Below are 26,087 nucleotides of genomic sequence, written 5' to 3'. Positions count from 1 at the left end.
CTCATCCGGGGACGGCAATCGCCTCCCGGTTCATCGGTAGAGGAGATACTCCGCGCGTACCCTGCGGAACGCGGCCAGTTCGTCCCGCCAGCCGGCGACCACCTCGTCGGTGTCCGCCCCGGCGTCGATCATCGTGCGGACCTGGGTGGAGCCGGTGAGCTTGTCGATCCAGTTGTCCGAGCGCCAGGCGAAGCCGTCCCAGACCTGCTTGGCGGTCACCAGCAGTGCGATCCCGGTCCGTACGGGGTCGTAGGCGGCCCGGTCGTGGACGTGGATCTGCACCCCGCCGACCGTCTTGCCCTGGAACTTGGAGAAGGTGGGCGCGAAGTAGGCCTCCCGGAAGCGCACGCCCGGCAGCCCGAGCGCGTTCGCCGCGTCCGCCCAGCGCCCGTCGACGCCCTCCGCGCCGAGCAGTTCGAAGGGGCGGGTGGTGCCGCGGCCCTCCGACAGGTTGGTGCCCTCGAACAGACAGGTCCCGGAGTACACGAGGGCGGTGTCCGGGGTGGGCATGTTCGGACTCGGCGGTACCCAGGGCAGCCCGGAGGCGTCGTAGAACTCCGACCTCTCCCAGCCGGTCATCAGGACGGTCTCCAGCGGCACCGGCGTGGCCAGGAACTCGCCGTTGAACAGCCGCGCCAGCTCCGCGACCGTCATGCCGTGCGCCTGGGAGATGGGCTGCCGCCCCACGAAGGTCGCGAACTCCTTGTGCAGCACGGGGCCCAGCGCCTCCCGCCCGGTCACCGGGTTGGGCCGGTCGAGCACCACGAACCGCTTCCCGGCCAGTGCGGCGGCCTCCATGCAGTCGTAGAGCGTCCAGATGTACGTGTAGAAGCGGGCGCCCGCGTCCTGGATGTCGAAGACGACCGTGTCCACGCCGGAGGCGGTGAAGACGTCCGCGAGCGGCTGCCCGCTCTTCAGGTACGTGTCGTACACCGGCAGACCGGTGGCCGGGTCGTCGTAGCGGCCCTCGGAGCCGCCCGCCTGCGCGGTGCCGCGGAAGCCGTGCTCCGGGCCGAAGACGGCGACCAGGTTCACCCGGCTGTCGGCGTGCATGACGTCCACGATGTGGCGCACGTCCCGGGTGATGCCGGTCGGGTTGGTGACGATGCCGACCCGCTGCCCGGCGAGCTGTGCGTAGCCGCCCGCCGCGAGCCGCTCGAAGCCGGTGCTCAGCGGCCGGCCCCGGCCCTGCGGGGCGGCCTGGGCCTGTGCGGCCGGGACGGCCGAGGCCGCGACGGCGGCGGTGGTGGCGAGCAGACTCCGCCTGGACAGCTTCATGCGGTGACCTCCGTGATCGCTGCACGTGTCATGGTCACGCACGCTAGCGCGCGCCCCGGGCGGCAGGGAACGAACCGTCGGCACCGTCTATGGTCCACACCACTGGAGGAGCCGGTTGCGAGTCGCCTCTTCCCTGGCACATACCGACCGGTTAGTGTGGCGCGGCAGAGCCGATGCGCCGATGCGTCGCAGCCGTGTCGAAGGAGACCGATGGTGCAAGCCGTTCAGGGTGCGGGAGTGGTCGTCACCGGGGCCGGAGGGGGCATCGGGGCCGCGCTGGCCCGCCGGTTCGCCGCCGAGGGCGCGAGAGTCGTCGTCAACGACCTCGACGCCGCGCGGGCCGAAGCCGTGGCCGAGGAGATCGGCGGCATCGCGCTGCCGGGCGACGCCTCCACGATCATCACCGACGCCCGCGACGCGCTCGGCGGGACGGTCGACGTCTACTGCGCCAACGCCGGCGTCGCCTCCGGCGGTTCCGAGGCCTCCGGCGAGGACGTCTGGGCGCGCGCCTGGGACGTCAACGTCATGGCCCACGTCCGCGCCGCCGAGGCACTGCTCCCGGCCTGGCTGGAACGCGGCAGCGGCCGGTTCGTCGCCACCGTCTCCGCCGCCGGGCTGCTCACCATGATCGGCGCCGCCCCCTACAGCGTCACCAAGCACGGCGCCTACGCCTTCGCCGAGTGGCTGTCGCTGACGTACCGGCACCGCGGGATCAAGGTCCACGCGATCTGCCCGCAGGGCGTGCGCACCGACATGCTGGCCGCCACCGGCAGCGCCGGCGACCTGGTGCTCCAGCCGACCGCCATCGAGGCGGAGGACGTGGCCGACGCCCTGTTCAAGGGCATCGAGGAGGACCGCTTCCTGATCCTGCCGCACCCCGAGGTCGCCGGCTTCTACGAGGCTCGCGCCGCCGACCCCGACCGCTGGCTGACGAACATGAACCGCATCCAGCAGAGGTGGGAGGAGACCCGATGACCGGCACGAGTGCCTCCCGCTACGCGGCCAAGCCCTGGCTGCACCTGCTCGACGAGGCCCAGCGCGCCCCGGTCGACCCCGCCGACTCGCTCGTGCACGCCCTGCGCCGGTCGGCCGCCCAGGCACCGGACCGCACCTTCCTCGCCTACTTCGACGCCCGCCTCGGTTACCGCGAGGTGGACGAGCTCAGCGACTCGGTGGCCGGCCACCTCGTCGCGCGCGGCCTTCGGCCGGGCGACCGGGTGGCGGTCCTGCTCCAGAACTCCCCGCACTTCGTGCTCGCCGTCCTCGGCGCCTGGAAGGCGGGCGCCACCGTCGTCCCGGTCAACCCGATGTACAAGTCGGCCGAGGTCGCCCACGTCCTGAAGGACGGCGAGGTGGCCGCGCTGATCTGCTCCGACCGGGCCTGGGAGTCGTATCTGCGCGACACGGCCGCCGACTCCCCGGTGCGGATCGTGCTCACCGGCTGCGAGCTGGACTTCCAGACCCGCGACGACGCGCGCGTGCTCACCTTCGAACGGCTTCCGCAGGCGTCGGACGCCGACGACCTGGTGACCGTCGCCCGCGCCGGCCACCGGGCGCCCGAGGACCGCGACCCCGCGCCCGCCGACGTCGCGCTGATCAGCTACACCTCCGGCACCAGCGGCACCCCCAAGGGCGCCACCAACACACACGCCAACATCATGTACAACGCCGAACGGCAGCGCACCGGCCTGGGCCTGCCCGAGGCACCGGTCTACTTCGCGCTGGCGCCGCTGTTCCACATCACCGGCATGGTCTGCCAGTTCGGCGCCTGCCTGAACAGCGCGGGCACGCTGGTGCTCGCGTACCGCTTCGAGGCGGGCGTGGTCCTCGACGCCTTCGCCGAGCACCGGCCGCACTACACGGTCGGCCCCTCCACCGCCTTCATGGCGCTGGCCGCCCACCCGGCCGTCGCCCCGGACCACTTCTCCTCCTTCGAGGTCATCTCCTCCGGCGGCGCGCCCCTGCCGCCCGCGCTGGTGGAGAAGTTCCGGGCCGGCTTCGGGCCGTACATCCGCAACGGCTACGGCCTCACCGAGTGCACCGCCCCCTGCGCCTCCGTGCCGCCGGGCCGGGAGGCCCCCGTCGACCCGGTCTCCGGGACGCTCGCGGTCGGTGTGCCGGGCCCCGACACCGTGGTACGGATCGTCGACGACGAGGGGCGGGAGATGCCCTTCGGTGAGCCGGGCGAGATCGTCGTCAGCGGGCCGCAGGTCGTGCCCGGCTACTGGCGGCGCCCGGACGCCACCGCCGAGACCTTCCCCGGCGGCGAGCTGCGCACCGGTGACATCGGGTTCATGGACGAGCAGGGCTGGCTGTACGTCGTCGACCGCAAGAAGGACATGATCAACGCCTCCGGCTTCAAGGTGTGGCCGCGCGAGGTCGAGGACGTGCTCTACACCCATCCGGCGGTGCGCGAGGCGGCCGTCGTCGGGGTGCCCGACGGCTACCGCGGGGAGACCGTGAAGGCCTACATCAGCCTGCGTCCGGGCGCCACGGCGGACCCGGATGAACTCGCGGTGTACTGCAAGGAGAGACTGGCCGCCTACAAATACCCGCGTCAGGTGGAGGTACTGCCCGACTTGCCGAAAACGGCGAGTGGGAAGATCCTCCGTCGGGAGCTGCGTTCCCGTACCGACGACGACTAGCAGCAGAACAGAAAGGCAGGTGGCGGCAGTGCCCAGGACGACGGACTCAGCCGGGACTCCTGTGCCGCAGCGGCTCCTGGCGGCCGCCACCCGGCTCTTCGCCGAGCAGGGCTACGACCGCACCTCGGTCCAGGAGATCGTGGAGGCGGCCGGCGTCACCAAGGGGGCGCTCTACCACTACTTCGGCTCCAAGGACGACCTCCTGCACGAGGTGTACGCGCGCGTGCTGCGCGTCCAGCAGGAGCGCCTGGACCACTTCGCGGGCATGGACGCCCCCGTGGAGAAGCGGCTGCGGGAAGCGGCGGCGGACGTCGTGGTGACGACCATCGAGAACCTCGACGACGCGATGATCTTCTTCCGGTCCATGCACCACCTCAGCCCGGAGAAGAACAAGCAGGTGCGCTCCGAGCGCCGGCGCTACCACGAGCGCTTCCGCGCGCTCATCGAGGAGGGCCAGGAACAGGGCGTCTTCTCCAGGGCCACGCCCGCCGACCTGGTGGTCGACTACCACTTCGGCTCCGTCCACCACCTGTCCACCTGGTACCGCCCCGACGGCCCGCTCACCCCCCAGGAGGTCGCCGACCACCTGGCCGACCTGCTGCTGCGGGCTCTCCGTCCGTGAGACCGCGGGTTTTTCGCAACGAGTCGTAGGGGATGTCTCGTCGATCATGCCGGCCTGATCGACGAGACGCCCCCTAGACGAGACGCCCCCTAGACGACCAGGGCCACCGCGCACACCGCCACGCCGGCCGTGCACAGCACCGCCGCCGTGGCGAGCCGCGGGGCCAGGGCCGGCGGGGTGACCGTCCGCGCCAGGCAGTGGATGCGGAACTGGGCGACCAGCAGGAAGCCCAGCCAGAGCGCACAGCACAGGCCGCAGACGACGGCACCGGCGGTCGACACGCCGCCGTGCAGGGCCGCCTTCACGGCCAGTACGGCCGCCACGGTGCTGGACAGCGTCGTACGACGCCAGGCGAGTCGCGTCCGCTCCGGCTGCAGGCCGGGGTCCCGCACGGCTGCCGCCGCGCCCGCGCCGTCGCCGCCGGCTCCGTCCCCGCCCGCCCCCGCCACACCGCTCGTCGCGCCCATCTCAGCCCGCCCAGCCGGCGAGGACCACCACGACCATGGCCACGGCCACGAACGCGACGACCAGGCTCAGCAGCGCCGGGAACCGGGACGTGGGCAGATCCTCGCCGCGCCGCATGGCCCGCTCGCAGCGCACCCAGTGGTTGATCGCGCGCAGCGAGCACAGCACGCCCACGGCCAGCAGCGCGAGCGCGAGCCCGATGCGCCAGCCCCAGCGCAGGTCCGGCAGGAACTGGTCCACCGCGAAACCGCCGCCGATCAGTGCGAGGGCGGTGCGCAGCCAGGCCAGGAACGTGCGCTCGTTGGCCAGCGAGAAGCGGTAGTCGGGGGTGCTGCCGTCCTGCCTGACCTCCTCGGGGGCGAACCACAGGCGGGCGTTCCGTACGAATTCGATCACGCGAGGGACCCTACTCGGCCGGGGCGGACCGGTAGGCGCGCAGCCGTTCGTAGGCCGCGAGACCGTCCGGCACCCACTCCCACTCGCCCAGCCTGCGCTCCACCTCGCCCTCCGGCAGGAAGTCGTGCCAGGCGACCTCCTCGGCCTGCGGCCGCACCGGCAGCTCGCAGCGGACCTCGTACACCGCCGACCACCAGCTGAGGCCGGCACCGTCGTCGTACAGGAACTTGAACAGATACTCCGGACGGGGCAGCCCCGTCACCCCCAGTTCCTCCTCGGCCTCGCGCAGGGCCGCGTCGTCGTAGCTCTCGCCGGCTCCGACGACCCCGCCGACGAACATGTCGTAGAGGGAGGGGAAGACCAGCTTGGTCGCGGTGCGGCGGTGCACGAAGAGCCGGCCGTCGGCGTCCCGGGCCTGCACGAAGACGCAGCGGTGGCGAAGCCCCCTGCGGTAGACCTCGCCGCGCGGGAGCTGTCCCACGACCCGGTCGTCGACGTCGACGATGTCGAGAATCTCGTCCGCAGGGCTTTCCGGAGTGTTTTCCGCAGGGTTCATACCGACATCCAAGCAGCGGCCGCCGCGAACGGCCGAAGGTCAGCGGTGCTGGAGGTCGCGCTGCTCGGTGCGCACCGCCGGGCCGCAGGGCATGGCCGGGTGCAGGCCGAGGAGGACGATGCCCGTGACGATCGCGGCCAGGCCGGCCGCCTCCCAGGTCAGCGCGCCGACGTCGGTGCGCAGCCGGTCGCCGAGGAAGCCCACACCGCAGGCGATCCCGGCCAGGGGCTCGGCGGCGGTGAGCGCGGGCAGCGACATGCGCAGCGGCGCCGTCTCGAAGGCGCTCTGCACCAGGATCAGTCCGAGGATGCCGATGACCAGCAGGCCGTACGGCTGCCAGCCGGTCAGCAGCCCCGTCCAGCCGCCCGCCGAGAAGCGCTGTCCGCTCACCCGGGTCAGCGCGTCCTGCACGCCGTACAGCAGCCCGGCGGCCACCGCCAGCAGCACCGGCCCCCAGCTGAGCCGGGAGCGCTTGGCGAAGGTGGTCAGCAGCAGGGCCAGGCCCACCACGATCCCGATGATCAGCCAGTGGCGCAGCGGGTCGGTGACCGCGCTGCCCGCGCGTGGCTGGCCCCCGAGGATGAACGCCGTCACACCGCCGGCCAGCAGCACGAGTCCGCACCAGCCCTGCCGGCCCAGCGGCTGCCGGGTCTGTCTGCGGGACAGCGCGAGCGCGAACAGCAGGTTCGTCGCCAGCAGCGGTTCCACCAGCGAGATCTCGCCCCGGCCCAGCGCTATCGCGCCCAGCACCATGCCGACGATCATCAGTCCGAGACCGCCGAGCCAGCGGGGGACCTTCACCAGGTCCAGCAGCAGCCGCGGGGAGAGGAAGTCGCTGAGCGGCGCCCGCTGGGCCGCGTTCTGCTGGAGCACGAATCCGAAGCCCAGGCAGCAGGCGGCGCTCACGGCGAGAATCAGAACCAGAACCGACACGCTGCGTACCTCGATCATCCGGTCGGGCCACGGGGTGCGTAGTGGCCGACTGTAGCGTCCCGTGGCGCGGCCCGCCGCCGCGCGGACCCGGATCCGGGCAGTCGGCCCGGCCAGGGGAGCCCGCGGCGCCGGGGCGACGGCACGGCCGTACGGCCATGGTGGGACGCGTCCCGGACCCGCGCCATGGCGTGGGCCACACGGGTGAGGCGGGGCCCGGGACCTGACCCCGCGACGGATCGTGCGGCCGCCCGGACGGCGCGGGTGTCGGTTTCCGTCACAAGTGCCGCATGGACTAGTCCAGTTGACGCGTGTAACACGCCGATCGCCCTTGACTCCGAGCAGGGGCTGAGGGTTTGCTTTCCGTGATCAGTCGATGGCGAGCCGACGGCCGGGGCAACAGGGCCGACCGCACCACACGGCCACGGCGCCGCAGCGACATGAGCCCAGTCTGAACACAGCACAGATAAAGAGCGCGTGAGGAAGTCCCGCGGTGTCCCCACCCCCGCCTCCCCTCGGCCGCGGCCGCAAGCGTGCGGCCCAGGTCTTCGACGCCGCTCTCGACGACACGGAACTCGTCGGCGCCCGCGCGGCCTTGGCACAGGGCCGGTGGCAGGCGGTCCGCTCGCTGCTCGTCCGCACCGGTGACGACTGGGACCGCCGCGGCCACCGCGTCACCGTTCTCGCCCAGGAACCGCACGCCGGCCCCTGGGTCCGCGACTGGCTGCTCGCCGAACCCGAGTCCGCGGACGCCTCCGTGCTGCTCGGCCTGTGTCTGGTCCAGAGCGCCCTGCGCGGCAGGGAGAGACCCGAGCGGGCCCGCGAGGCCTGCCGGGCGGCGAGCGCGCTCGCGCCCGCCGACCCCACTCCGTGGCTCGGTCTGCTCCTGCTGGAGCGCAGCCTGGGCGCCGAGGAGGACGTGGTCCGCCTCTTCGACGAGGTGCGCCTGCGCCACCCCGACCACCACCACGCCCACCATGTGATGGTGGCGGCGCTCGCCGAGCGCCACGCGGCCGCGGGCCCGGACCCGCTGCACGAGGTCTACGACTTCGCCAACTGGGCCGCCGAACAGGCACCCGCCGACTCGCCGCTGGCCATCCTGCCCGTGGTCGCGCACGCCGAGCGCTACCGCGCCCTGGCCGCCGGCGGCCAGGCGCCGCCCGACCCGGGCTCCTCCGGGCACTGGGCCGGCCGGCGGGCCCGGCAGGTGATGAAGACGGCCTTCGACTGGTGGCTGGAGTGGGGGCAGGAGGGGCACCCGCGGCGGATGGTCGACCTGAACTACCTCGCCCACGCCAAGTACTGCGAGGGCCGGGGCGCCGAGGCCGCCGCCCTGTTCCACCGGATCGGGGACCACGCCACCTCCGCCCCGTGGTCGTACCCCGAGCGGGACCCGGTCGTCGCGTTCCGCACCGCCCGCGCCAGTGCGCTCGGCGCCGTGTGACCCGCCGGACCCGCAAGCCGCAAGCCTGCAAGTCGTAAGCCCGCAAGCCGCAAGCCCGCACCCCGCACGCACGACGCAGTACGCACGACGCAGTACGACCGAAGCGCGAGTCGAGATCCCGAGGCCGAAAGGACGATCCCCCGATGACGACGGGCAGTTCGAGCACGAGCAGACCCACCGCCGACGGCGGCGGCATCAGCACCTTCAAGGGGCAGGAGCGCGCGCTGCGCGCCGACCGCCTCGGCACGGGGGGCCTGCTGCTCTCCGTCCTGGCCGCGACCGCCCCGCTCATGGTGGTCGCCGGTGTCATGCCCACCACATTCGCGGTGATGGGCATCGTCGGCCAGCCGCTGCTCTTCGTGATCCTCGGCGTGGTGCTGGTCCTCTTCAGCCTCGGCTACGCCGAGATGAGCCGCCACGTCCACAACGCGGGCGCCTTCTACGCCTACATCTCGCGGGGCCTGGGCGGCACGGCCGGCGCGAGCGCCGCGCTCGTCGCCCTCGTCGCCTACAACGCCCTCCAGGCGGGCATCTACGGCATCTTCGGCTTCGAGGTCTCCAACCTGTTCGCCACCTACGCCGACGTCACCCTCGCCTGGTGGATACCGGCCCTCGCGGCCGTCGCCGTCGTCGGCGCGCTCGGCTGGCTGAAGATCGACGTCAACGCGCGCGTGCTCGGCGTGCTGCTGGTGATCGAGGTCGTCCTCGTCGTGATCTTCGACGCCGCCGCGATCGGCGACCCCGCCAAGGAGGGCCTGTCGCTGCACGCCTTCAACCCGGACACCCTCAGCGGCGCCGGCATCGGCACCGCGCTGTGCTTCTGCATCGCCGCCTTCCTCGGCTTCGAACAGGCCCCCGTGTACGCCGAGGAGACCAGCCGCCCGCACGTCCTGGTGCCACGCGTGATGTTCCTCGCGGTGGCCGGCGTGGCCGTCTTCTTCGCGATCAGCAGCTGGGCGCTCACCGTGGCCACCGGCCCGTCGGCGATCGTCGGCACCTCGCAGAAGGAGAGCGCGGGGCTGCTGTTCTCGCTCACCGAGTCACGGCTCGGCGGCACCTTCACGGACGTACTGCACGTCCTGTTCGTGACCGGCATGTTCGCGGCCATGCTCAGCTTCCACAACGTCGTCGCCCGGTACGCCTTCGCCATGGGCCGTGAGGGACTGATGCCCGCGGCGTTCGGCCGGACCTCGAGCGCCAGCGGCGCCCCCGCCATCGGCTCGCTCTCGCAGACCGTCTTCTCGCTGGTCGTGGTGGTCGCGTTCGCGGTCACCGACGGCAAGCCGACCGGTGACCCGACCGCCCCCGTGCTGCGCCTGTTCACCTGGGGCGGCAACATCGGCGCGCTCGGCGTGATCCTGCTGATGGCGGCGGCCTCCCTGTCGGTGATCGTCTTCTTCGCCCGGCGCGGCGCGGCGGGCGCGCAGGCCTGGCGGCTGGTCACCTCCGCGCTGGCCGGAATCGCCCTGCTGGTGATCGCCTTCTACACGGTCAAGGACTTCGACGTCCTGGTCGGCACCGGCCCGGACTCGGCGCTGAGCTGGGTCCTGCCCGGCATCATCGGCCTCGCCGCCGTGGTCGGCCTGGTGCAGGGCGCCGTCCTGCGCGTCCGCCGCCCCGAGGCCCACGCCGGGATCGGGCTCGGCAACGAGGCGTTCCAGCTGGAGAAGGCGGCCGAGTCGGCGTCGTAGCGCCACGCCGCCGTGGCGCCACGGCCTTGCAGCGCCACGGCGGCACAGCGCGGGAAACGATGACGGAAGTCTGACGGGCACCCGCGATCCCTGGCCCGTACGCGGCACGGGTGCTCGAATGTAGGGGTGAACCCCGAACCGTCCGAGGCGGAGGGCCGCCCCGTCGGCCGCCGCGTCTTCCTCGGCACCCTCGCCCTGGGCGCCCTCGGCGTTGCCGCGGCGCCCACCCTGCAGCGCGGACTGGAGGGCGTCCTCGGCGCCGCCTCCGGCAAGGACCCCACCGGTCTGACCGGCCTGCTGCCCAACGGCGGCGGCTTCCGCTACTACTCGGTCGCCGCCTCCGTCCCGCACAAGGACGCCACCGACTACCGCCTGACCGTCGACGGCCTGGTCGACCACCCGACGTCGTACACGCTGCCCGAGCTCAGAGCCCTGCCCCAGACCCGCCTGGTCCGCGACGTCCAGTGCGTCACCGGCTGGCGGGTGCCCGGCACGCCCTTCGAGGGCGTCCGCCTCTCCCGCCTGCTGGACGCCGCCGGGGTCCGCTCCACGGCGAAGGCGGTGCGCTTCACCTGCTTCGACGGCACCTACACCGAGAGCCTGACCCTCGCCCAGGCCCGCCGCGCCGACGTCCTGGTGGCCCTGCGCATGCAGGACAAGGACATCGGCCACGACCACGGCGGCCCGGTCCGCCTCTATGTCGCTCCCATGTACTTCTACAAGTCCGCCAAGTGGCTCTCCGGCATCACCGTCACCGACGCGGTCGAGCCCGGCTACTGGGAGGAGCGGGGCTACGACGTCGACGCCTGGGTCGGCCGCTCGAACGGACGCGGCGATGTCCCTACGAGCTGAGACCCCCGCCCCGCCCGGCACCCACATCCGCCGCTTCACCCGCGCCGAACGGTGGGTGCACCGCACCACGGCCACGCTGATGGGTGTGTGCGTGGTCACCGCGGCCTGGCTCTACATCCCCCAGCTCGCCGTGCTCGTCGGCCGCCGTGAACTCGTCGTCCGCCTCCACGAGTGGGCCGGCCTCGCGCTGCCGGTGCCGGTCCTGCTGGGCCTGGCCTCCCGCGCCTTCCGCGCCGACCTGCGCTTCCTCAACCGCTTCGGCCCGCACGACAAGGTCTGGCTGCGCGCCGCCCTGCGCCGCGACCGGCGCCCCTCCGAGCGGCCGGCCGGCAAGTTCAACGCCGGCCAGAAGATCTACGCCGCCTGGATCGCCGGGGCCACCCTGGTCATGCTCGGCACGGGCCTGCTGATGTGGTTCACCCACCTGACCCCGCTGCAGTGGCGCACCAGCGCCACCTTCGTCCACGACTGGCTGGCCCTGACCATCGGCATCGTCCTGGGCGGCCACATCGGCATGGCCCTCGGCGACCCGGAGGCCCGCCGGGGCCTGCGCACCGGGCTGGTGCGCAGGGAGTGGGCGGACAGCGAGCACCCGCTGTGGAAGGGATGAAGCCCGCTCAGTCCCCGAAGTCCAGCAGCACCTTGCACGAGCGGTCGCGGTCCGCCGCCAGCACGAACGCCGACTCGGCGTCGCCCACCGGGACCACCGCGCTGAGCAGCGCGTCGAAGGCGGGTTCGACGGCCAGCAGCCGCAGGGCCTCGTCGAACTCGGTGTCGAAGCGGAACGCACCGCGCAGCTCGAGCTCCCGGCTGACCACCAGGTTCCCGGCGAACGGGGACCGGCCGGGCGGCAGCATGCCCAGCTGGACCACCACCCCGCCGCGCCGCACGAGCCGCAGACAGGTGTCCAGCCCGGCCGCCACCCCGGAGGCCTCGACGGCCACGTCCACCTCCGGCGGCCACCCGTCGTCGTCCGGGTCGTCGGCCCGTACGACCGTGTCCGCGCCCACCGCCGAGGCGTACCGCAGCGCGCGCGGGAGAAGGTCGGTGACGGTCACCCGGGCGGCGCCCGCCGCCTTCGCCGCCGCGACCACCAGGCAGCCGATCGGCCCGGCGCCGGTCACCAGCACATGACGTCCCGCCACCTCGCCCGCCCGCCGCAGCGCGTGCAGCGCCACCGACAGCGGCTCCGCGAGCGCGGCCCGGCGCGGTGCCAGCCCGGCCGGAAGCGGTCTCAACTGCTCGGCGGGTACGGTCACTCGCGCCGCGAAAGCGCCCTGGACGTGCGGGAAGCGGGCCGCGCTGCCCAGATAGCGGGTGTCACGGCAGATGTTGCGCCGTCCGCCCGCGCACTCCGGGCAGGCCCCGCACGGGGTCGCCGGGTGCACGGCCACCGCCGTGCCCGGCCGCGGGCCGGTGGCTCCGGGGCCGTAGGAGACGACCGTGCCCACCACCTCGTGGCCGAGCACCATCGGCTCCTTCAGACGGAAGTCGCCGACCCCGCCGTGCCGCCAGTAGTGCAGGTCGGAGCCGCACACCCCGCCGTAGCGGACGGCGACCAGCGCCTGCCCCGGGCCGGGCACGGGCACCGGCAAGTCCTCGACCCGCAGGTCACCCTGACCGTGGATCACCACCGCACGCATCGCCCGCGCCTCCCCAGGAGCTCTTCAGAGCACACTCGTCATGCCGCCGTCGACGTACAGCACCTGCCCGGAGACGAAGTCCGCGGCCGGGGAGGCGAGGAACAGCACCCCGCCCACCAGGTCCTCGGTACGGCCCCAGCGGCCGGCCGGGGTGCGGCGGCGCACCCAGGCGCTGAACTCCTCGTCCTCGACGAGGGGCCGGGTCAGCTCGGTCTCGATGTAGCCGGGCCCGAGGCCGTTGACCTGCACCCCGTACGGGCCCCAGTCGGCGCACATGCCCTTGGTGAGCATCTTCAGCGCGCCCTTGGTCGCCGCGTACGGCGCGATGCCGGGGCGGACCACCTCGCTCTGCAACGAGCAGATGTTGATGATCTTGCCGTGGCCCCGCTCCGTCATCCGCCGGGCGGCCTCCCGGCCGACCAGGAACGCGCTGGTGAGGTTGGTGTCCAGGATCCGGTGCCAGTCCGTGTCCGTGAACTCCAGCAAGGGCGCGCGCAGTTGCATGCCCGCGTTGTTCACCAGGATGTCGAGCGGGCCCACCCGCTCCTCGACGTCCGCGATCCCGGCCGCCACCGAGGCGCCGTCGGTCACGTCGAACGCGGCGGTGTGCACGCGGTCGCCGGGCAGCCCGGCGGCGGCCTTGGCGAGTGCCTCGCCGTCGCGTCCGTTCAGGACCACCGTGCAGCCGGCCTCGGCCAGCCCGCGGGCCAGGGCCAGCCCGATCCCGCGGGAGGACCCGGTGACCAGGGCCGTACGGCCGCCGATGTCGAAGAGGGGGTGAGCCGTCATCGCCGTACTCCCGGATGCTCTAGATGATCAGGGACAGGAGCAGGACCAGACCGCCGGCCACCACGGAGATGATCGTCTCCATGACGGACCAGGTCTTGATCGTCTGACCGACGTTCAGTCCGAAGTACTCCTTCACCAGCCAGAAGCCGGCGTCGTTGACATGGCTGAAGAAGAGCGAGCCGGCGCCGACGGCCAGGACCAGCAGGGCGGCATGGGTGGTCGACATGTCGGCCGCCAGCGGGGCGACCAGACCGGCCGCCGAGACGGTCGCCACGGTCGCCGAACCGGTCGCGAGCCGGATCACCACCGCGATCAGCCACGCCAGCAGCAGCGCCGGGATCGACCAGTCCTTGGAGATGTCCAGGATCATCTGGCCCACCCCGCAGTCGATCAGCGTCTGCTTGAAGCCGCCGCCCGCACCGACGATCAGCAGGATGCCCGCGATGGGCATCAGGCCCTTCTCGACGCTGGAGGTGATCCGCTCCTTGGAGAACCCGGCCGGGCGGCCCAGCGTGAAGATGCCGACGATCACGGCGGCCAGCAGAGCGATCAGCGGGGAGCCGATGACGTCGAAGACGCGCTGGGTCAGGTTGGCGGGGTCGTCGACGACGATGTCCACCAGCGCCTTGGCCAGCATCAGCACGACCGGCAGCAGCACGGTGGCCAGCGTCGCGCCGAAGCCGGGACGCCGCTGAAGCTCCTCGGAGGGGCGCTGCGGGAGCATGCGGTCGGGGGCGGGGACGTCGACCCAGCGGGCCGCCACCTTGGAGAACAGCGGACCGGCGATGATCACCGTGGGAATGGCGACCAGGATGCCCAGCGCCAGCGTCACACCCAGGTTGGCCTTGACCGCGTCGATGGCGACCAGCGGGCCGGGGTGCGGCGGGATCAGGCCGTGCATCACGGACAGACCGGCCAGCGCGGGTATACCGATGCGCATCAGGGAGTAGTTGCCGCGCTTGGCGACCATCAGCACCACCGGGATCAGCAGCACGATGCCGACCTCGAAGAACAGCGGCAGGCCGATCACGGAGGCGATCAGGACCATCGCCCACGGCATCGCCCGGCCCCCGGCCTTCGCCAGGATCGTGTCCACCACCTGGTCCGCGCCGCCGGAGTCGGCGAGCAGCTTGCCGAGGATCGCGCCCAGCGCGATCAGCACGCCGACGCCGGCGACCGTCGAGCCGAGGCCGGTGGTGAAGCTGGTGATGGCCTTGTCCAGCGGCGCCCCGGCGACCGCGCCGAGCACCAGTGACCCGATGGTCAGTGAAAGGAAGGCGTGCAGCTTGAACTTGGTGATGAGCAGAACGATGACGGCGATGCCCGCCAGGACGGCGATGCCCAGCTGAGCGTGTCCGGCCGAGGTGATCGGCGGGGGCGCGTCCGCTGCCAGCATCTCGACGCTGAGTCTGGTCACGGGTTTCCCTTGGGGGTGAAGTGGGACGGTGGGGACAGGTGGTGCGGCGGTCGGTGACCGTGGGGGACAGGCCTTACCGCGGGGACGGTTCGACCCGGGCCGGCCGCGTGGAGCTGTCGAGGTCGTCGAGAGCGGCCACGGCGCGCGCGGTGATCTCCTCCGGGGATCCGGAGACGTCCACCGCGACGCCCCGCTCGTCCGCCTCGAGCGGCTGGAGCGTGGCGAACTGGGAGTCCAGCAGCGCCGTCGGCATGAAGTGACCCTGGCGGTGCGACATCCGGTCCTCGATGAGCTTCCGGTCGCCCGTCAGATGGACGAAGACGACGCCGGGAGCCGCCGCCCGGAGCCGGTCGCGGTACGACCGCTTCAGCGCCGAGCTGCTCACCACCCCGCCGAGACCCGCCCGCCCGTGCGCCCAGGCGCCGATGGCGTCCAGCCACGGCCACCGGTCGTCGTCGTCGAGCGGAACACCGGCCGTCATCTTGTCGATGTTGGCCTGCGGATGGAAGTCGTCGCCCTCGGCGTACGGGACGCCGAGCCGGTCGGCGAGCAGGGGACCGATGGTGGTCTTGCCCGTGCCGGCGACGCCCATCACCACGACGACGTGGGGGGTGCGCATCACTGCCTCGCTGTCTTCCTCGACATGCGACGCCGACATCCGGCGTCGCCACACTGAAACCCATTAGGTACGACGAATTCAAGAGTCTGTGACATATAAGTCTGACTTTTTGGATCCGTGATCCAACCCGTACGCTGAGTGCATGAGCACACCGGGCCGGGGGCTGCACGGCCACGTACTGGACACCCTCGGCCCCGCCATCACCGCGGGTGAGTACCCGCCGGGCAGCGTCCTGCGGACCGACGAACTGGCGCAGCGTTTCGACGTGTCACGCTCCGTGATGCGAGAGGCCGTACGGGTCCTGGAGTCCATGCACCTGGTCGCCTCCCGCCGCCGCGTCGGCGTGACCGTGCTCCCGCAGTCGGAGTGGAACGTCTACGACCCGCAGGTGATCCGCTGGCGTCTGGCCGGCGCCGACCGCCCGCGCCAGCTGCGCTCGCTGACCGTGCTGCGCTCGGCGGTCGAACCGGCCGCCGCCGGGCTGGCCGCCAAGCACGCCACGCCCGAGCAGTGCTCGGAGCTCACCGAGTGCGCCCTCGGCATGGTGGCCAACTCACGCGGCCACCGGCTGGAGGAGTACCTGTTCCACGACGTGGCCTTCCACCGCGTGATCCTCAACGCCTCCGGCAACGAGATGTTCGCCCGCCTCGGCGACGTCGTCGCCGAGGTCCTGGCCGGCCGCACCCACCACGAGGTCATGTTCGAGGACCCCGACCCGGCCGCCGTCACCCTTCACGTCCAAGTCGCCGAGGCCGTCCGCGAGGGCGACGCCGAACGCGCGGAGCGGCTGACCCGGGAGATCACCGTCGGCGCCCTGCACGAACTGGACATCCTGGCGCCCTAGGGGTGTCCAGCCGTCCCGGCGGCCTGTCGCCACGACCGGCGGCCTGCTCCGGGAAGTCCCCGTCTACTCCAGGAAGTCCCCGTCGACGTACACCCACGCCCCGTCGACCCGCTCGAACCGGCTGCGCTCGTGCAGCGAACCGCCCCGGTAGGACGCCCGGAAGGTCACCGTCCCGGTGGTGTGGAACGCGGAACCGTCCGTCGTGCCGAGGATCTCCAGGCCCGTCCAGCGCATCCCCGGGTCCAGGTCGAGCCGCGCGGGCCGGGTCCGCGGATGCCAGGTCCGCAGCAGATACCCCGCGTCCCCGCGCACGAAGGCGGAGTACCGCGAGCGCATCAGGGCCTCGGCGGTCGGCGCGGCGGCGGCACCGCTGTGGTAGCGGCCGCAGCACCTCTCGTACGGCTCGGACAGCCCGCACGGGCAGGAACGCGTGGTCATGGCCCACATTCTGCCCGCCTTCCGCCGGCGCCCCGGCCGTGCCCCGCCCTCACCCCGGCCCGCGTCGGAGACCCGTGCGGTCACCGGCCGTGCGAGGCACAGTGGAAGTGGAAGAGGTGGAACGGTGTGCCGGTGTCCGCACCGGAGCGGCGTCCCGCCCCGGAACGAGGGGAGACGGACGATGACGCGACCCGTCGACAGCAGGCCCCAGTCGGTCAAGGAGTGGCGGCTGAACCTGTACCTGTCCGAGCACGACCCGGAGACAACGGCCCGGATCGTCCTGGACACCGGTGACAACGTCGTGGAGACCTGCGCGGAGGCCCGCCGCAACCCCTACGACTCGGCCGTGCCCGAGATCGGTGACGAACTCGCCGCCGGCCGGGCGCTGATCGCGCTGGGCCGCGAGCTGCTGCGCAACGCGGCGGGCGACATCGAGGCGATGGGGGCACCGGAGGCCACACCTCCCGCTCCGCTCTGGTCGCCCAGGGAGTGAGGGAGTTCAGCGGTGCTCTTCCCGAATCGTGACGAAGCAGGCAGGCGGCTCGGCGCCCGCCTCGCGCACCTCGCCGGCCAGGACGTCGTGGTGCTCGGGCTGCCCCGAGGAGGCGTACCGGTCGCCGCGGCGGTCGCGGCGGCGCTCGGCGCACCGCTGGACCTCTGCCTGGTACGGAAACTGGGGGTGCCCTCCCAGCCGGAGCTGGCCATGGGCGCGATCGGCGAGGACGGCGTGCGCGTCGTCGACGACATGGTCGTACGCGAGGCGGGTGTGCCCTCGGACGCGCTGTCGCACGTGGAGGAACGCGAGCGCCAGGAACTGGTCCGGCGCGCCGAGCGCTACCGGAGCGGGCGCCCGCCGCTCGCCGTCGAGGGCCGGACCGTCGTGGTGGTCGACGACGGGGTGGCCACCGGATCGACCGCCCGGGCCGCCTGCCGGACGGTCCGGGCCAGGGGAGCGGCGCGGACCGTGCTGGCGGTGCCGGTCGCACCGCCGGACTGGACCGCACGGCTCGCCGGGGAGGCCGACGAGCTCATCTCCCTGGACACCCCGCCCGGCTTCTTCGCGGTCGGCCAGTTCTACGAGGACTTCGCCCAGCTCGAGGACGAGGACGTCGTCGCCTGTCTGCGGCGGCAGCCCTCCGTCACGGAGGCGTCCGGCGGGGACCCCGAGTCCGTGGACCAGGAGGTCGAGGTGGTAGCCGGTGCCGTACGGCTCGGCGGGCATCTGACCGTGCCCGCGGACGCGTCCGGCGTCGTGCTCTTCGCCCACGGCAGCGGCAGCGGCCGGCACAGCCCCCGCAACCAGTTCGTGGCCACCGGGCTGAACCGGGCCGGCCTCGGCACGCTGCTGTTCGACCTGCTCACCGAGGAGGAGGCGCGCGACCGGGCCAATGTGTTCGACACCGAGCTGCTCGCCGCCCGGCTCGCCGACGCCACCGGCTGGCTGCGGGGCCGGAGCGCCGCCGAAGGGCTCGCCATCGGCTACTTCGGCGCCAGCACCGGGGCCGCGGCCGCCCTGTGGGCCGCCGCGGTACCGGACGCGCGCATCGCCGCCGTCGTCTCCCGCGGCGGCCGGCCCGACATGGCCGGCCCCAGGCTGGCGGTCGTCACCTCGCCCACACTGCTCATCGTCGGCGGCGCCGACCACACCGTGCTGGACCTCAACCGAGGCGCCCAGTCCCAGCTGACCTGCGAGAACCGGCTCTCCGTCGTGCCCGGCGCGACCCACCTCTTCGAGGAGCCGGGCACGCTGGAACAGGTGACCGACCTGGCCCGCGACTGGTTCACGGACCACATGGCGCCGGCCCATGTGTGAGCACACGAAAGAGCGGTGCCGACCGTTTCCGGTCGACACCGCTTCTCGCTGTGTCCGAGGGGGGACTTGAACCCCCACGCCCGATAAAGGGCACTAGCACCTCAAGCTAGCGCGTCTGCCATTCCGCCACCCGGACAGGGTGTGTGCCGTGCGGGTTCTCCCCGCGGCGACGACGTAAACATTACCAGGCTTTCGCGCGTGCCCGATCACCGATCATCGCCGGTGGAGCCGACTGCATCGCCCCCGGCGGATCCCATGGTCCGCTGTGAACGGGGTGTGACGGGGCGGGACCGCTCTTGGGCCGGGACCGGGGCAGGGGGGAGGATGAGCTGACCACCGGTACACAGCGGGAGGAAGCAGCGTGAGCGAGACGGACACGGCCAGGGGCGTCACCGGCGAGGACGAGGTCGTGGACCTCTGCCGCGAGCTGATCCAGATCGACACCAGCAACTACGGGGACCACTCGGGGCCGGGCGAGCGCAAGGCCGCCGAGTACGTCGCCGAGAAGCTCGCCGAGGTGGGACTGGAGCCGAAGATCTTCGAGTCGCACCCGGGCCGGGCCTCCACCGTGGCCCGCATCGAGGGCGAGGACCCGTCCCGGCCCGCGCTGCTGATCCACGGCCACACCGACGTCGTGCCGGCCAACGCCGACGACTGGACCCACCACCCCTTCTCCGGCGAGGTCGCGGACGGCTGCGTATGGGGCCGTGGCGCGGTCGACATGAAGGACATGGACGCGATGACGCTGGCCGTCGTCCGCGACCGGCTGCGCAGCGGACGCAGGCCCCCGCGGGACATCGTGCTCGCCTTCCTCGCCGACGAGGAGGCGGGCGGCACGTACGGCGCGCGCCACCTGGTCGACAACCACCGGGACCTGTTCGAGGGCGTCACCGAGGCCATCAGCGAGGTCGGCGGCTTCTCCTTCACCGTCAGTGAGCAGCGGCGGCTCTACCTCATCCAGACGGCCGAGAAGGGCATGCACTGGATGAAGCTGACCGTGGCCGGCACGGCGGGGCACGGCTCGATGATCCACCGGGACAACGCGATCACCGAGCTGTCGGAGGCCGTCGCCCGGCTCGGACGGCACAAGTTCCCGGTGCGGGTGACCAAGACCACCCGGGCCTTCCTCGACGAACTCGGCGACGCCCTCGGCACCGAGCTCGACCCGGAGAACATGGAGGGCACCCTCGCCAAGCTCGGCGGCATCGCCAAGCTCATCGGCGCGACCCTGAGCAACACCGCCAACCCCACCCAGCTCGGTGCCGGTTACAAGGTCAACGTCATCCCGGGCGAGGCCACGGCCCACGTCGACGGACGCTTCCTGCCCGGGTACGAGGAGGAGTTCCTGGCCGATCTGGACCGCATCCTCGGGCCCAAGGTGAGGCGCGAGGACGTGCACTCCGACAAGGCCGTCGAGACCACCTTCGACGGGGAGCTGGTGGCCGCGATGCAGTCGGCGCTGCTCGCCGAGGACCCGGCCGCCAAGGCCATCCCGTACATGCTCTCCGGCGGCACCGACGCCAAGTCCTTCGACGACCTGGGCATCCGCGGCTTCGGCTTCGCGCCGCTGAAGCTGCCGCCGGAGCTGGACTTCGCGGGCATGTTCCACGGCGTGGACGAGCGGGTGCCGGTGGACGGGCTGAAGTTCGGCGTGCGGGTCCTGGACCGGTTCATCGACGCGTCCTGACCCCGGTCATCACGCGGTTGACCTCGGTAATCGGCCGCATGTGCGGCGACGACCGGTAAGGGTGAATGCGACCATAAGCTCGTAGCTCCATTACTCCCTCCTCGTTACAGGTAATGCGATCAGCAACATGAGATCGCTATTGCCAACTAGGAGGAATAATGATCAAGAAGGTCGTCGCTGCCGCGGTTGCCACCGGTGGGCTGGTCCTCGCGGGCGCGGGCCTGGCCGCCGCCGACTCCGGAGCTCAGGGTGCCGCTGTGCAGAACCCGGGCGTCGTCTCCGGCAACGTCATCCAGGTGCCCGTGCACGTGCCGGTGAACGTCTGCGGCAACACGATCTCGGTGATCGGGCTGCTGAACCCCGCCTTCGGCAACACCTGCATCAACAAGTGACGTCGTGGCCCGCCCCGTGAGGGTCTGACTCCATCGACTCCGTGGGGGGTCTGAACCCGTCGGCCCCGGAGCGCGAGCCATGCGCTCCGGGGTCGACCGGTTTTCTCGCGCGGTCACGACGGCGGATTCCCGCCGGACGGGAAAGCGCGTTCCGGAAGGTTCGCAAGGAAAAGTCGAAGGCAGGGATTCAGCAAAATGCGACAGGTCACCCGCAAGGGCCTGCTGACCGTGGCCGCGGCCACCGGCGTCATTGCCGCCGCGAGCGGCGCGGCACACGCCGACGCGGGCGCGGCCGGTGCCGCGTCCGGCTCGCCGGGCGTGCTGTCCGGCAACACCGTGCAGGTGCCGGTGCACGTGCCGGTGAACGTCTGCGGCAACACCGTGAACGTCGTCGGGCTGCTCAACCCGGCGGTGGGCAACACGTGCGTCAACCACGGCGGCGGCAGCGACTCGTCCGGGGGGTACGGCCACGGCGGACACGGTCACAGCGGCTCGGGCGGCGGCGCGCACGCCGGCGGACACACCGGCGGTTCACCGGGCGTAGGCTCCGGCAACCACGTCCAGGTGCCGGTCGACGTACCGGTCAACGCGTGCGGCAACAGCGTCAATGTGATCGGCGTGGGCAACGCGGCCCTGGGCAACGAGTGCGCCGACGCGGGCGGTTCCGGCGGGCACCAGACGCCTCCGGGAGGCGGCCACGGCAACCCGCCCGGTCACCCGGGCCACCCCGGTCACCCGGGCCACCCTGGTCACCCGGGTCATCCGGGGAATCCCGGGACGCCCGGTCACCCGGGTACGCCGGGTCACCCGGGTACGCCGGGTCACCCCGGAACTCCGGGCACGCCGGGTCACCCGGGCACACCGCCCTCCACGGGCGGGAACACGCCCGGCGGCTCGACGCACGTCAACCAGCCGGGCACGCAGACCGTCACCGCGCCGGGCGGCGGGGCCCAGCTCGCCCACACCGGCAGCGACCTGCCGATGGGCCTCGCCCTGCCGGCAGGCGCCGGTGCGCTGCTGGCCGGCGCCCTGCTGTACCGCAAGGCGCGGGCCTCGGCCTGATCCCGGGAGGGCGCCCGGTCCGGTGAGAAGGGTGTCCGAACGCGTCCGACGGCCACACGCGTGCGCGTGCACGACAGAGCGGGCCCCGCATGTGCGGGGCCCGCTGTGGTCCGGTCCGTCTCAGCTCACCACGTGGCGCGCACCTGGCGGATGATCCTCCTGCGCAACCGCACCCTGCGGCTGCCGTCGCGCAGCACGCTCAGGCGGTACAACTCCCAGTGTCCGTACTCGGCGTGGTCCGTCAGCAGACGCGTCGTCTCCTTGCGGGAAACCCCGCGAGGTACGTACACGTCGACAAATTCGTATTCCGGCATCGCATCTATTGTGCGGGCTGGGGCCCGGTACGGATAGCGTCTGCACTATGTCTGATGCTGCGCAGCCCACCGCTGCCGAGGTACGCGCCGCCGCCGAGGCGGTCAAGGCCGCGCTCGACCGCCATCTCGCCGCGGTCGAGCGCAGGTCGGGAGAGGACGACCCGGCCGTCTACGAGGCGTTCAACCAGCTGGCCGCGGCCGCGGAGACGTACGACGAGCTGCTCTACGACCGCTACGACGAGGTCACACCTTTCGAGATCCCCGGTGACGACACGCTGCCGCCGTACACGGGCCCGGAGGAGCCGAACGCGATCAGCGTGCTGATCCGTCGCGACTACGCCGTGGTGGAGCCTCAGCGGCTGCTGTCCCAGGCCCAGCGCGTGGAGGCCGCGGACGTCGAGACCGGCACGGGCATCGGCGACGGCGCCCCCGGCACGGTGCACGGGGCGCTCGGCACCCTGTTCGGCGAGTTCGAACCGGACGAGATCGCCTCCCGGCACAAGGAGTTCGGCCTGGAGGAGGGCGACTCGACCCTGTGGGTCACGGCCTCGGACGAGCCGGCGGACCCGGGCGAATGGCTCGAGGCGCCCTTCGAGCACGTCGATCCGCAGCGGGTGGTCTGCCGCTTCGACGTCAGCGCGGTCTTCGACGACGAACTGGACGAGGACGACCCGGACGAGGGCGACGACGTCGAGGACGACGAGATCGAGGACTACGACGACCTCGACACCGATCTCGACGAGGACGACGACCTGGACGACGGGGAACCGGAGCCGCTGGAGGCGCGAGAGCGCTGAGGAGACCGCCGTCGGCCGGGGGCGGTCACGGAAGGCGGATTCCGTGACCACCGCCCGGGCGCTGCCTCGTCTCAGTCCCCTGCGGGTGCCGGTGCCTGTGCTTCCGCGTGCGTCTGCGTGCCCAGAAGGGCGGGCAGCCTGGTCGTGCGGGGTCTGGCCGGCACCTCGGCCACCGCGCGCGGAAGCGCCTGCTCCACGCCGTGCACCACGGACAGATGACGGCTCGCCCGCCCGAACGCCGTGTAGACCCACGGGCGGCTGAGCGCCTGCGCCGCGTCGCCGGGCAGCACCACGACCACGGCGGGCCACCGGCCGCCCACGGCCTGGTGCGCGGTCAGCGCCCATCCGTGCCGCACCCAGCCGTCCACGTGCTCCTTCGGCACCACCACGGGGACACCGGAGCACGACAGACGCAGGCCCTCGGCGTCGGCTCCCACCACATGGCCGGGCAGCGCACGGCCGGGGACGGGGGAGTAGACGATCCGGTCGCCCGGGTCGAACCCGCCGAAACGGCCGGGGCCCGGGTTGAGGCGCTCCTTGAGCGCGGCGTTGAGCGCGCGCGTGCCCGCCGCACCGCCGTGACCGGGGGTGATCACCACGGTCTGCTCGGGCGGGACGCCGATCGCCCGGGGCACCGAATCGGCGACGAGCTGCACGGTCCGGTGCACGGCCTCGCCGGCGTCCCGCACCGGGACGATCACGACCTCCTTGCCCGGCGCCTCCACCTGGTTCAGCTCGCCGACGCCGATCCCGGAGACCAGCTCGCCCAGCGGTCCGGGGTCGGGCACCCGGGAGGCGACGTGCGGGCACACCCGGGCCGCCAGCAGATCCGCGAAGACCCGTCCGGGGCCCACGGACCACAGCACCGCCGGGTCCCCGGCCAGCACCAGCCGCGCCCCGTCCGGCAGCGACTCCACGAGCAGCGCCGCCGTCTCCACGTCCAGCTGCGGGGCGTCGAGCACGACGAGCAGGTCCAGGTCGAGCGCTCCGTCCGCGTCCCGGCCGGGCCCCTCGGCGCCGGACAGCAGCCCGGCCACGGTGACGACGGCGGGGCCGTCCGCTCGCGCGGGGCCGGGCTCCTGGGCGGTCAGCTCCGCGAAGCCGTCGCGGCCGAGCGGGCTGTGGGTGGCGGCCCAGGCGCGCAGCCCGAGACGGTGCGCCTCGTCCAGCAGACGGGCCGGCTCGACGCGGGACGCCTCGCCGCCGGTGTGCAGCACCAGGCCGTGCGCGGCGACCGCGCGGATCAGCTCGGCGGCGGAGCCCTGGGCGGAGGCGGCGGCCCGCTCCCAGTCCTGCGCCGGGCCGTCCTCCTTCGGCACCGAGTTGACCAGCCGGGCCAGCCCGTCGGCGAGGCTCTCCTCGGCGAGCGCGTACCGCTCCAGGCCGACGAGGACCCGCACCGGGCGCTCCGAGTCGTCCTCGTCGCCGTCCTGGGCGGCAGGCGCGCCCGGCTCGTCCAGGGCGTCCTGGAACACCAGGGCGTCGCCCTCGGCGAGCGCGCCCTGCAGGGCCGCGTCCGGGTCGGGCACCCCGCGCTGGGCCAGGGCGGCGGTGAGGGCCTGCGCCTCCAGGGACGTATGACCGGCCAGCGCCGCCTGCTCCAGCAGCCAGACGGTGAACGCCCGGCCCCGTCGCTCGTCGTCGGGACCGCAGTCCGCGCCGAGCAGGGCCCGGGCGAAGCCGTCGGCCTGCTCCGGCCGTACGCCGGTGACGCGCAGCAACTGCCAGGGGTCGGCCCGCAGCCGCTCCTCCGCGCCCTCGCCGAGGGCCGCGGCCGCCGGGAGGGCGAGCGTCTCCGGGGCGCCCCCCTCGCTCAGCACCTCGCGCACGGCCTGGACGGTCTGCGACGCGGGGGCCGTGGGCGCGGTGGCCGCCTCGGCCGACACCGGCCCCGGTCGCCGTACCGGCTCCGCCTCGGGTGTGGCGAAGGCGGTGGCGGCGGGTTTGGCGCCGCTCTCCACGGCCCGCACAGCAGCGAGCAGATCGGCCGCCGTGCCGCTGAGCTTGCCCCCGCTCTCGATCGGCCCCTTCTTCTCCGCCTTCCGGCGCTCGATCCGCTCCCGCTCCATCCGCTGGGCGGCGAGTTCGGCCTCGGCCTCGGACTTCTCGGCCGCGTCGCCGTCACCGCCGTCCGCGGCGCCGGTGTCGGCACCGGCGTCCGGGACCTCGGCCGGCGGGTCGGCGCTTTCCGCCGCCGGGTCGGTGCTCTCGGACGCCGGGTCGGTGTTCTCCGTCGCCGGGTCGTCGCTCGGGGCGGCGGCCTGCGGCGCGGTGTCCGGGGTCCCCGGCTCGGTGCCCTCCGTGGTCTCCGGCTCCGTGCTCACAGCGTGCTCCAGTCGTGATCGGGATAGCGGTGCACGGGCGCCGACACATCGTCGAGCGCCCGGCAGATCTCGTCAGGAAGACTAAGCGCCTCCACTGACAATGCCGCCGTGAGCTGCTGCGCGGTGCGCACGCCGAGGATCGGGGCGGCCACCCCGGGCCGGTCCCGGACCCAGGCGAGGGCGACCTGGAGCGGGGTCACCGCCAGCCCGTCCGCCGCCGTGGTCACGGCGTCCACGATGCGGCTCGCGGTGTCGTCGAGGTACGGCTCGACGAACGGCGCGAGGTGCTCGGAGGCGCCCCTGGAGTCCGTCGGGGTCCCGTTGCGGTACTTGCCGGTGAGCACGCCGCGGCCCAGCGGGGAGGAGGGGAGCAGGCCGATGCCCAGGTCGAGCGCGGCCGGCAGCACCTCGCGCTCGACGCCGCGCTGGAGCAGCGAGTACTCCATCTGGGTGCTGGCCAGCCGGGTGCGGGTGCCCGGCGCGGCAAGCTGCCAGGTCGCCGCCTTGGCCAGCTGCCAGCCGCAGAAGTTGGAGACCCCGGCGTAGCGCACCCGGCCGCTGCTCACGGCCAGGTCCAGGGCCTGGAGGGTCTCCTCCAGCGGGGTGCACGGGTCGTAGGCGTGCACGTGCCACACGTCGATGTGGTCCGTGCCGAGCCGGACGAGCGAGGCGTCCAGCGCCGCCAGCAGATGGCCGCGGGAGCCGTCGAAGCGGCGGTCCGGGTCCGGGACACTGCCCGCCTTCGTCGAGATCACCAGGTCGTGGCGGGGCACGAGTCCTTCCATGAGCCGCCCGAGCAGGTACTCGGCCTCTCCGTCGCCGTACACGTCGGCCGTGTCGACGAGGGTGCCGCCCGCCTCCCAGAACGCCTTCAGCATGTCCGCGGCGTCGTGCTCGTCGGTGTCCCGGCCCCAGGTCAGGGTGCCGAGGCCGATGCGGGACACGCGCAGGCCCGTACGGCCGAGATGCCTCTGCTCCATGAACGCCGAGATTACTGGCCACGGCCGGCACATGGGTTACCTGTGGATAACCCAACTTTCCCCCGTGCCGCCGCGTCGGGGAGGCACCG

At 72.9% G+C, this 26,087-nt stretch carries 27 protein-coding genes and 1 tRNA gene; 14 read left to right on the top strand and 14 right to left on the bottom strand.

Annotated features, from left to right (window positions below; translation table 11 throughout):
- Positions 1-30: 30 nt before the first annotated feature.
- Complete coding sequence (locus IE318_RS29580; protein WP_189905266.1) at positions 31-1,278, bottom strand: exo-beta-N-acetylmuramidase NamZ family protein; 1,248 nt, start codon at positions 1,276-1,278, stop codon at positions 31-33.
- Between the two features lie 210 nt (positions 1,279-1,488).
- Here IE318_RS29580 and IE318_RS29575 point away from each other — a divergent pair, with 210 nt between their 5' ends.
- Genes IE318_RS29575 through IE318_RS29565 form a run of 3 tightly spaced genes read left to right on the top strand, consistent with a single transcriptional unit; the run spans position 1,489 to position 4,545 of the window.
- Positions 1,489-2,253 (top strand): SDR family oxidoreductase, encoded by a 765-nt coding sequence (locus IE318_RS29575; RefSeq protein WP_189905264.1) that lies wholly within the window; start codon positions 1,489-1,491, stop codon positions 2,251-2,253.
- Positions 2,250-3,923, top strand: coding sequence for a class I adenylate-forming enzyme family protein (locus tag IE318_RS29570; protein ID WP_189905262.1), 1,674 nt, complete (start codon positions 2,250-2,252; stop codon positions 3,921-3,923). Before IE318_RS29575 ends, IE318_RS29570 begins: the two co-directional genes overlap by 4 nt.
- 28 nt (positions 3,924-3,951) lie before the next feature.
- Complete coding sequence (locus IE318_RS29565) at positions 3,952-4,545, top strand: TetR/AcrR family transcriptional regulator (protein WP_189905260.1); 594 nt, start codon at positions 3,952-3,954, stop codon at positions 4,543-4,545.
- 89 nt (positions 4,546-4,634) lie between these two features.
- Here the strand turns inward: IE318_RS29565 and IE318_RS29560 are convergent, their stop codons facing one another.
- From IE318_RS29560 to IE318_RS29545, 4 genes are read right to left on the bottom strand one after another with little or no spacing between them, the layout of a single operon-like run.
- Positions 4,635-5,012: a DUF202 domain-containing protein gene (locus IE318_RS29560; protein ID WP_189905258.1), complete on the bottom strand. Its 378-nt coding sequence runs from the start codon at positions 5,010-5,012 to the stop codon at positions 4,635-4,637.
- 1 nt (position 5,013) lies between these two features.
- Positions 5,014-5,406, bottom strand: coding sequence for a YidH family protein (locus IE318_RS29555; RefSeq protein ID WP_030179288.1), 393 nt, complete (start codon positions 5,404-5,406; stop codon positions 5,014-5,016).
- Positions 5,407-5,416: 10 nt separating this feature from the next.
- Complete coding sequence (locus IE318_RS29550; RefSeq protein WP_030179286.1) at positions 5,417-5,962, bottom strand: NUDIX hydrolase; 546 nt, start codon at positions 5,960-5,962, stop codon at positions 5,417-5,419.
- A gap of 39 nt (positions 5,963-6,001) precedes the next feature.
- Positions 6,002-6,895: a DMT family transporter gene (locus IE318_RS29545; RefSeq protein ID WP_037869410.1), complete on the bottom strand. Its 894-nt coding sequence runs from the start codon at positions 6,893-6,895 to the stop codon at positions 6,002-6,004.
- A gap of 490 nt (positions 6,896-7,385) precedes the next feature.
- Between IE318_RS29545 and IE318_RS29540 the strand changes: the two genes are divergently transcribed.
- The 4 genes from IE318_RS29540 to IE318_RS29525 all read left to right on the top strand — a co-directional run bounded on the left by IE318_RS29540 (position 7,386) and on the right by IE318_RS29525 (position 11,489).
- Entirely contained in the window at positions 7,386-8,336 is a 951-nt protein-coding gene (locus IE318_RS29540; protein WP_189905255.1) for a hypothetical protein, read from the top strand.
- A gap of 143 nt (positions 8,337-8,479) precedes the next feature.
- Entirely contained in the window at positions 8,480-10,027 is a 1,548-nt protein-coding gene (locus IE318_RS29535; protein WP_189905253.1) for an APC family permease, read from the top strand.
- A 126-nt stretch (positions 10,028-10,153) separates the two neighbouring features.
- Positions 10,154-10,879 carry a molybdopterin-dependent oxidoreductase gene (locus IE318_RS29530; protein WP_189905251.1) on the top strand — a complete coding sequence of 242 codons (726 nt, stop codon included), beginning with the start codon at positions 10,154-10,156 and terminating at the stop codon, positions 10,877-10,879.
- Complete coding sequence (locus tag IE318_RS29525) at positions 10,863-11,489, top strand: cytochrome b/b6 domain-containing protein (RefSeq protein ID WP_189905250.1); 627 nt, start codon at positions 10,863-10,865, stop codon at positions 11,487-11,489. The genes IE318_RS29530 and IE318_RS29525 overlap by 17 nt, the downstream gene beginning before the upstream one ends.
- 7 nt (positions 11,490-11,496) lie before the next feature.
- Here the strand turns inward: IE318_RS29525 and IE318_RS29520 are convergent, their stop codons facing one another.
- From IE318_RS29520 to IE318_RS29505, 4 genes are all read right to left on the bottom strand, one after another.
- Positions 11,497-12,522 carry an L-idonate 5-dehydrogenase gene (locus tag IE318_RS29520; protein ID WP_189905248.1) on the bottom strand — a complete coding sequence of 342 codons (1,026 nt, stop codon included), beginning with the start codon at positions 12,520-12,522 and terminating at the stop codon, positions 11,497-11,499.
- A 24-nt stretch (positions 12,523-12,546) separates the two neighbouring features.
- Positions 12,547-13,311, bottom strand: a complete 765-nt coding sequence (locus IE318_RS29515; protein WP_189905246.1) for an SDR family oxidoreductase — start codon at positions 13,309-13,311, stop codon at positions 12,547-12,549.
- A gap of 19 nt (positions 13,312-13,330) precedes the next feature.
- Positions 13,331-14,728, bottom strand: a complete 1,398-nt coding sequence (locus tag IE318_RS29510) for a GntP family permease (RefSeq protein ID WP_189905243.1) — start codon at positions 14,726-14,728, stop codon at positions 13,331-13,333.
- A 73-nt stretch (positions 14,729-14,801) separates the two neighbouring features.
- Entirely contained in the window at positions 14,802-15,347 is a 546-nt protein-coding gene (locus tag IE318_RS29505) for a gluconokinase (protein ID WP_037869403.1), read from the bottom strand.
- A 142-nt stretch (positions 15,348-15,489) separates the two neighbouring features.
- On the opposite strand from IE318_RS29505, the gene IE318_RS29500 reads away from it, so the two are divergent.
- A complete protein-coding gene (locus IE318_RS29500) occupies positions 15,490-16,191 on the top strand; it encodes a FadR/GntR family transcriptional regulator (protein ID WP_189905241.1) in 702 nt (233 codons plus the stop codon).
- 63 nt (positions 16,192-16,254) lie between these two features.
- On the opposite strand, the gene IE318_RS29495 is transcribed toward IE318_RS29500, so the two are convergent.
- On the bottom strand, positions 16,255-16,629 hold the full coding sequence (locus tag IE318_RS29495) for a YchJ family protein (protein ID WP_189905239.1): 375 nt from the start codon (positions 16,627-16,629) through the stop codon (positions 16,255-16,257).
- Positions 16,630-16,810: 181 nt separating this feature from the next.
- Here IE318_RS29495 and IE318_RS29490 point away from each other — a divergent pair, with 181 nt between their 5' ends.
- Both IE318_RS29490 and IE318_RS29485 read left to right on the top strand, forming a co-directional pair.
- A complete protein-coding gene (locus tag IE318_RS29490) occupies positions 16,811-17,122 on the top strand; it encodes a dsRBD fold-containing protein (protein WP_030179255.1) in 312 nt (103 codons plus the stop codon).
- 12 nt (positions 17,123-17,134) lie between these two features.
- Positions 17,135-18,442, top strand: a complete 1,308-nt coding sequence (locus IE318_RS29485; protein ID WP_189905237.1) for a phosphoribosyltransferase family protein — start codon at positions 17,135-17,137, stop codon at positions 18,440-18,442.
- Between the two features lie 51 nt (positions 18,443-18,493).
- Here IE318_RS29485 and IE318_RS29480 read toward each other — a convergent pair.
- Positions 18,494-18,578, bottom strand: a tRNA-Leu gene (locus IE318_RS29480).
- Positions 18,579-18,803: 225 nt separating this feature from the next.
- On the opposite strand from IE318_RS29480, the gene IE318_RS29475 reads away from it, so the two are divergent.
- The 3 genes from IE318_RS29475 (at position 18,804) to IE318_RS46360 (ending at position 21,583) form a co-directional block, all read left to right on the top strand.
- Positions 18,804-20,129 carry a M20/M25/M40 family metallo-hydrolase gene (locus tag IE318_RS29475; RefSeq protein ID WP_189905235.1) on the top strand — a complete coding sequence of 442 codons (1,326 nt, stop codon included), beginning with the start codon at positions 18,804-18,806 and terminating at the stop codon, positions 20,127-20,129.
- A 158-nt stretch (positions 20,130-20,287) separates the two neighbouring features.
- Entirely contained in the window at positions 20,288-20,521 is a 234-nt protein-coding gene (chpH, locus tag IE318_RS29470) for a chaplin ChpH (RefSeq protein ID WP_030179248.1), read from the top strand.
- Between the two features lie 195 nt (positions 20,522-20,716).
- The gene (locus tag IE318_RS46360) at positions 20,717-21,583 is read left to right on the top strand and encodes a chaplin (protein ID WP_189905233.1); all 867 of its coding nucleotides are present in this window, start codon (positions 20,717-20,719) and stop codon (positions 21,581-21,583) included.
- A 125-nt stretch (positions 21,584-21,708) separates the two neighbouring features.
- On the opposite strand, the gene IE318_RS29460 is transcribed toward IE318_RS46360, so the two are convergent.
- Positions 21,709-21,897 carry a DUF5703 family protein gene (locus tag IE318_RS29460; protein WP_030179243.1) on the bottom strand — a complete coding sequence of 63 codons (189 nt, stop codon included), beginning with the start codon at positions 21,895-21,897 and terminating at the stop codon, positions 21,709-21,711.
- A 47-nt stretch (positions 21,898-21,944) separates the two neighbouring features.
- Here IE318_RS29460 and IE318_RS29455 point away from each other — a divergent pair, with 47 nt between their 5' ends.
- Entirely contained in the window at positions 21,945-22,694 is a 750-nt protein-coding gene (locus IE318_RS29455; RefSeq protein WP_189905231.1) for a hypothetical protein, read from the top strand.
- A gap of 71 nt (positions 22,695-22,765) precedes the next feature.
- On the opposite strand, the gene IE318_RS29450 is transcribed toward IE318_RS29455, so the two are convergent.
- The gene (locus IE318_RS29450; RefSeq protein ID WP_189905229.1) at positions 22,766-25,018 is read right to left on the bottom strand and encodes a helix-hairpin-helix domain-containing protein; all 2,253 of its coding nucleotides are present in this window, start codon (positions 25,016-25,018) and stop codon (positions 22,766-22,768) included.
- The gene (locus IE318_RS29445) at positions 25,015-25,998 is read right to left on the bottom strand and encodes an aldo/keto reductase (RefSeq protein ID WP_189905227.1); all 984 of its coding nucleotides are present in this window, start codon (positions 25,996-25,998) and stop codon (positions 25,015-25,017) included. The genes IE318_RS29450 and IE318_RS29445 overlap by 4 nt, the downstream gene beginning before the upstream one ends.
- Between the last annotated feature and the right edge of the window lie 89 nt (positions 25,999-26,087).

Source organism: Streptomyces spiralis, from assembly GCF_014654675.1.
GTDB classification, from domain to species: Bacteria; Actinomycetota; Actinomycetes; order Streptomycetales; family Streptomycetaceae; genus Streptomyces; species Streptomyces spiralis.
Note: the sequence above shows the minus strand (reverse complement) of the source record. Positions and strands in the feature narration are given on the sequence as shown.

Bases quoted from the DNA above. Each gene is read 5' to 3' on its own strand.
- IE318_RS29580 (WP_189905266.1), bottom strand. From the start codon at position 1,278: ATGAAGCTGTCCAGGCGGAGTCTGCTCGCCACCACCGCCGCCGTCGCG.
- IE318_RS29575 (WP_189905264.1), top strand. From the start codon at position 1,489: ATGGTGCAAGCCGTTCAGGGTGCGGGAGTGGTCGTCACCGGGGCCGGA.
- IE318_RS29570 (WP_189905262.1), top strand. From the start codon at position 2,250: ATGACCGGCACGAGTGCCTCCCGCTACGCGGCCAAGCCCTGGCTGCAC.
- IE318_RS29560 (WP_189905258.1), bottom strand. From the start codon at position 5,012: ATGGGCGCGACGAGCGGTGTGGCGGGGGCGGGCGGGGACGGAGCCGGC.
- IE318_RS29550 (WP_030179286.1), bottom strand. From the start codon at position 5,962: ATGAACCCTGCGGAAAACACTCCGGAAAGCCCTGCGGACGAGATTCTC.
- IE318_RS29535 (WP_189905253.1), top strand. From the start codon at position 8,480: ATGACGACGGGCAGTTCGAGCACGAGCAGACCCACCGCCGACGGCGGC.
- IE318_RS29525 (WP_189905250.1), top strand. From the start codon at position 10,863: ATGTCCCTACGAGCTGAGACCCCCGCCCCGCCCGGCACCCACATCCGC.
- IE318_RS29520 (WP_189905248.1), bottom strand. From the start codon at position 12,522: ATGCGTGCGGTGGTGATCCACGGTCAGGGTGACCTGCGGGTCGAGGAC.
- IE318_RS29515 (WP_189905246.1), bottom strand. From the start codon at position 13,311: ATGACGGCTCACCCCCTCTTCGACATCGGCGGCCGTACGGCCCTGGTC.
- IE318_RS29505 (WP_037869403.1), bottom strand. From the start codon at position 15,347: ATGCGCACCCCCCACGTCGTCGTGGTGATGGGCGTCGCCGGCACGGGC.
- IE318_RS29500 (WP_189905241.1), top strand. From the start codon at position 15,490: ATGAGCACACCGGGCCGGGGGCTGCACGGCCACGTACTGGACACCCTC.
- IE318_RS29495 (WP_189905239.1), bottom strand. From the start codon at position 16,629: ATGACCACGCGTTCCTGCCCGTGCGGGCTGTCCGAGCCGTACGAGAGG.
- IE318_RS29490 (WP_030179255.1), top strand. From the start codon at position 16,811: ATGACGCGACCCGTCGACAGCAGGCCCCAGTCGGTCAAGGAGTGGCGG.
- chpH (WP_030179248.1), top strand. From the start codon at position 20,288: ATGATCAAGAAGGTCGTCGCTGCCGCGGTTGCCACCGGTGGGCTGGTC.
- IE318_RS46360 (WP_189905233.1), top strand. From the start codon at position 20,717: ATGCGACAGGTCACCCGCAAGGGCCTGCTGACCGTGGCCGCGGCCACC.
- IE318_RS29460 (WP_030179243.1), bottom strand. From the start codon at position 21,897: ATGCCGGAATACGAATTTGTCGACGTGTACGTACCTCGCGGGGTTTCC.
- IE318_RS29455 (WP_189905231.1), top strand. From the start codon at position 21,945: ATGTCTGATGCTGCGCAGCCCACCGCTGCCGAGGTACGCGCCGCCGCC.
- IE318_RS29445 (WP_189905227.1), bottom strand. From the start codon at position 25,998: ATGGAGCAGAGGCATCTCGGCCGTACGGGCCTGCGCGTGTCCCGCATC.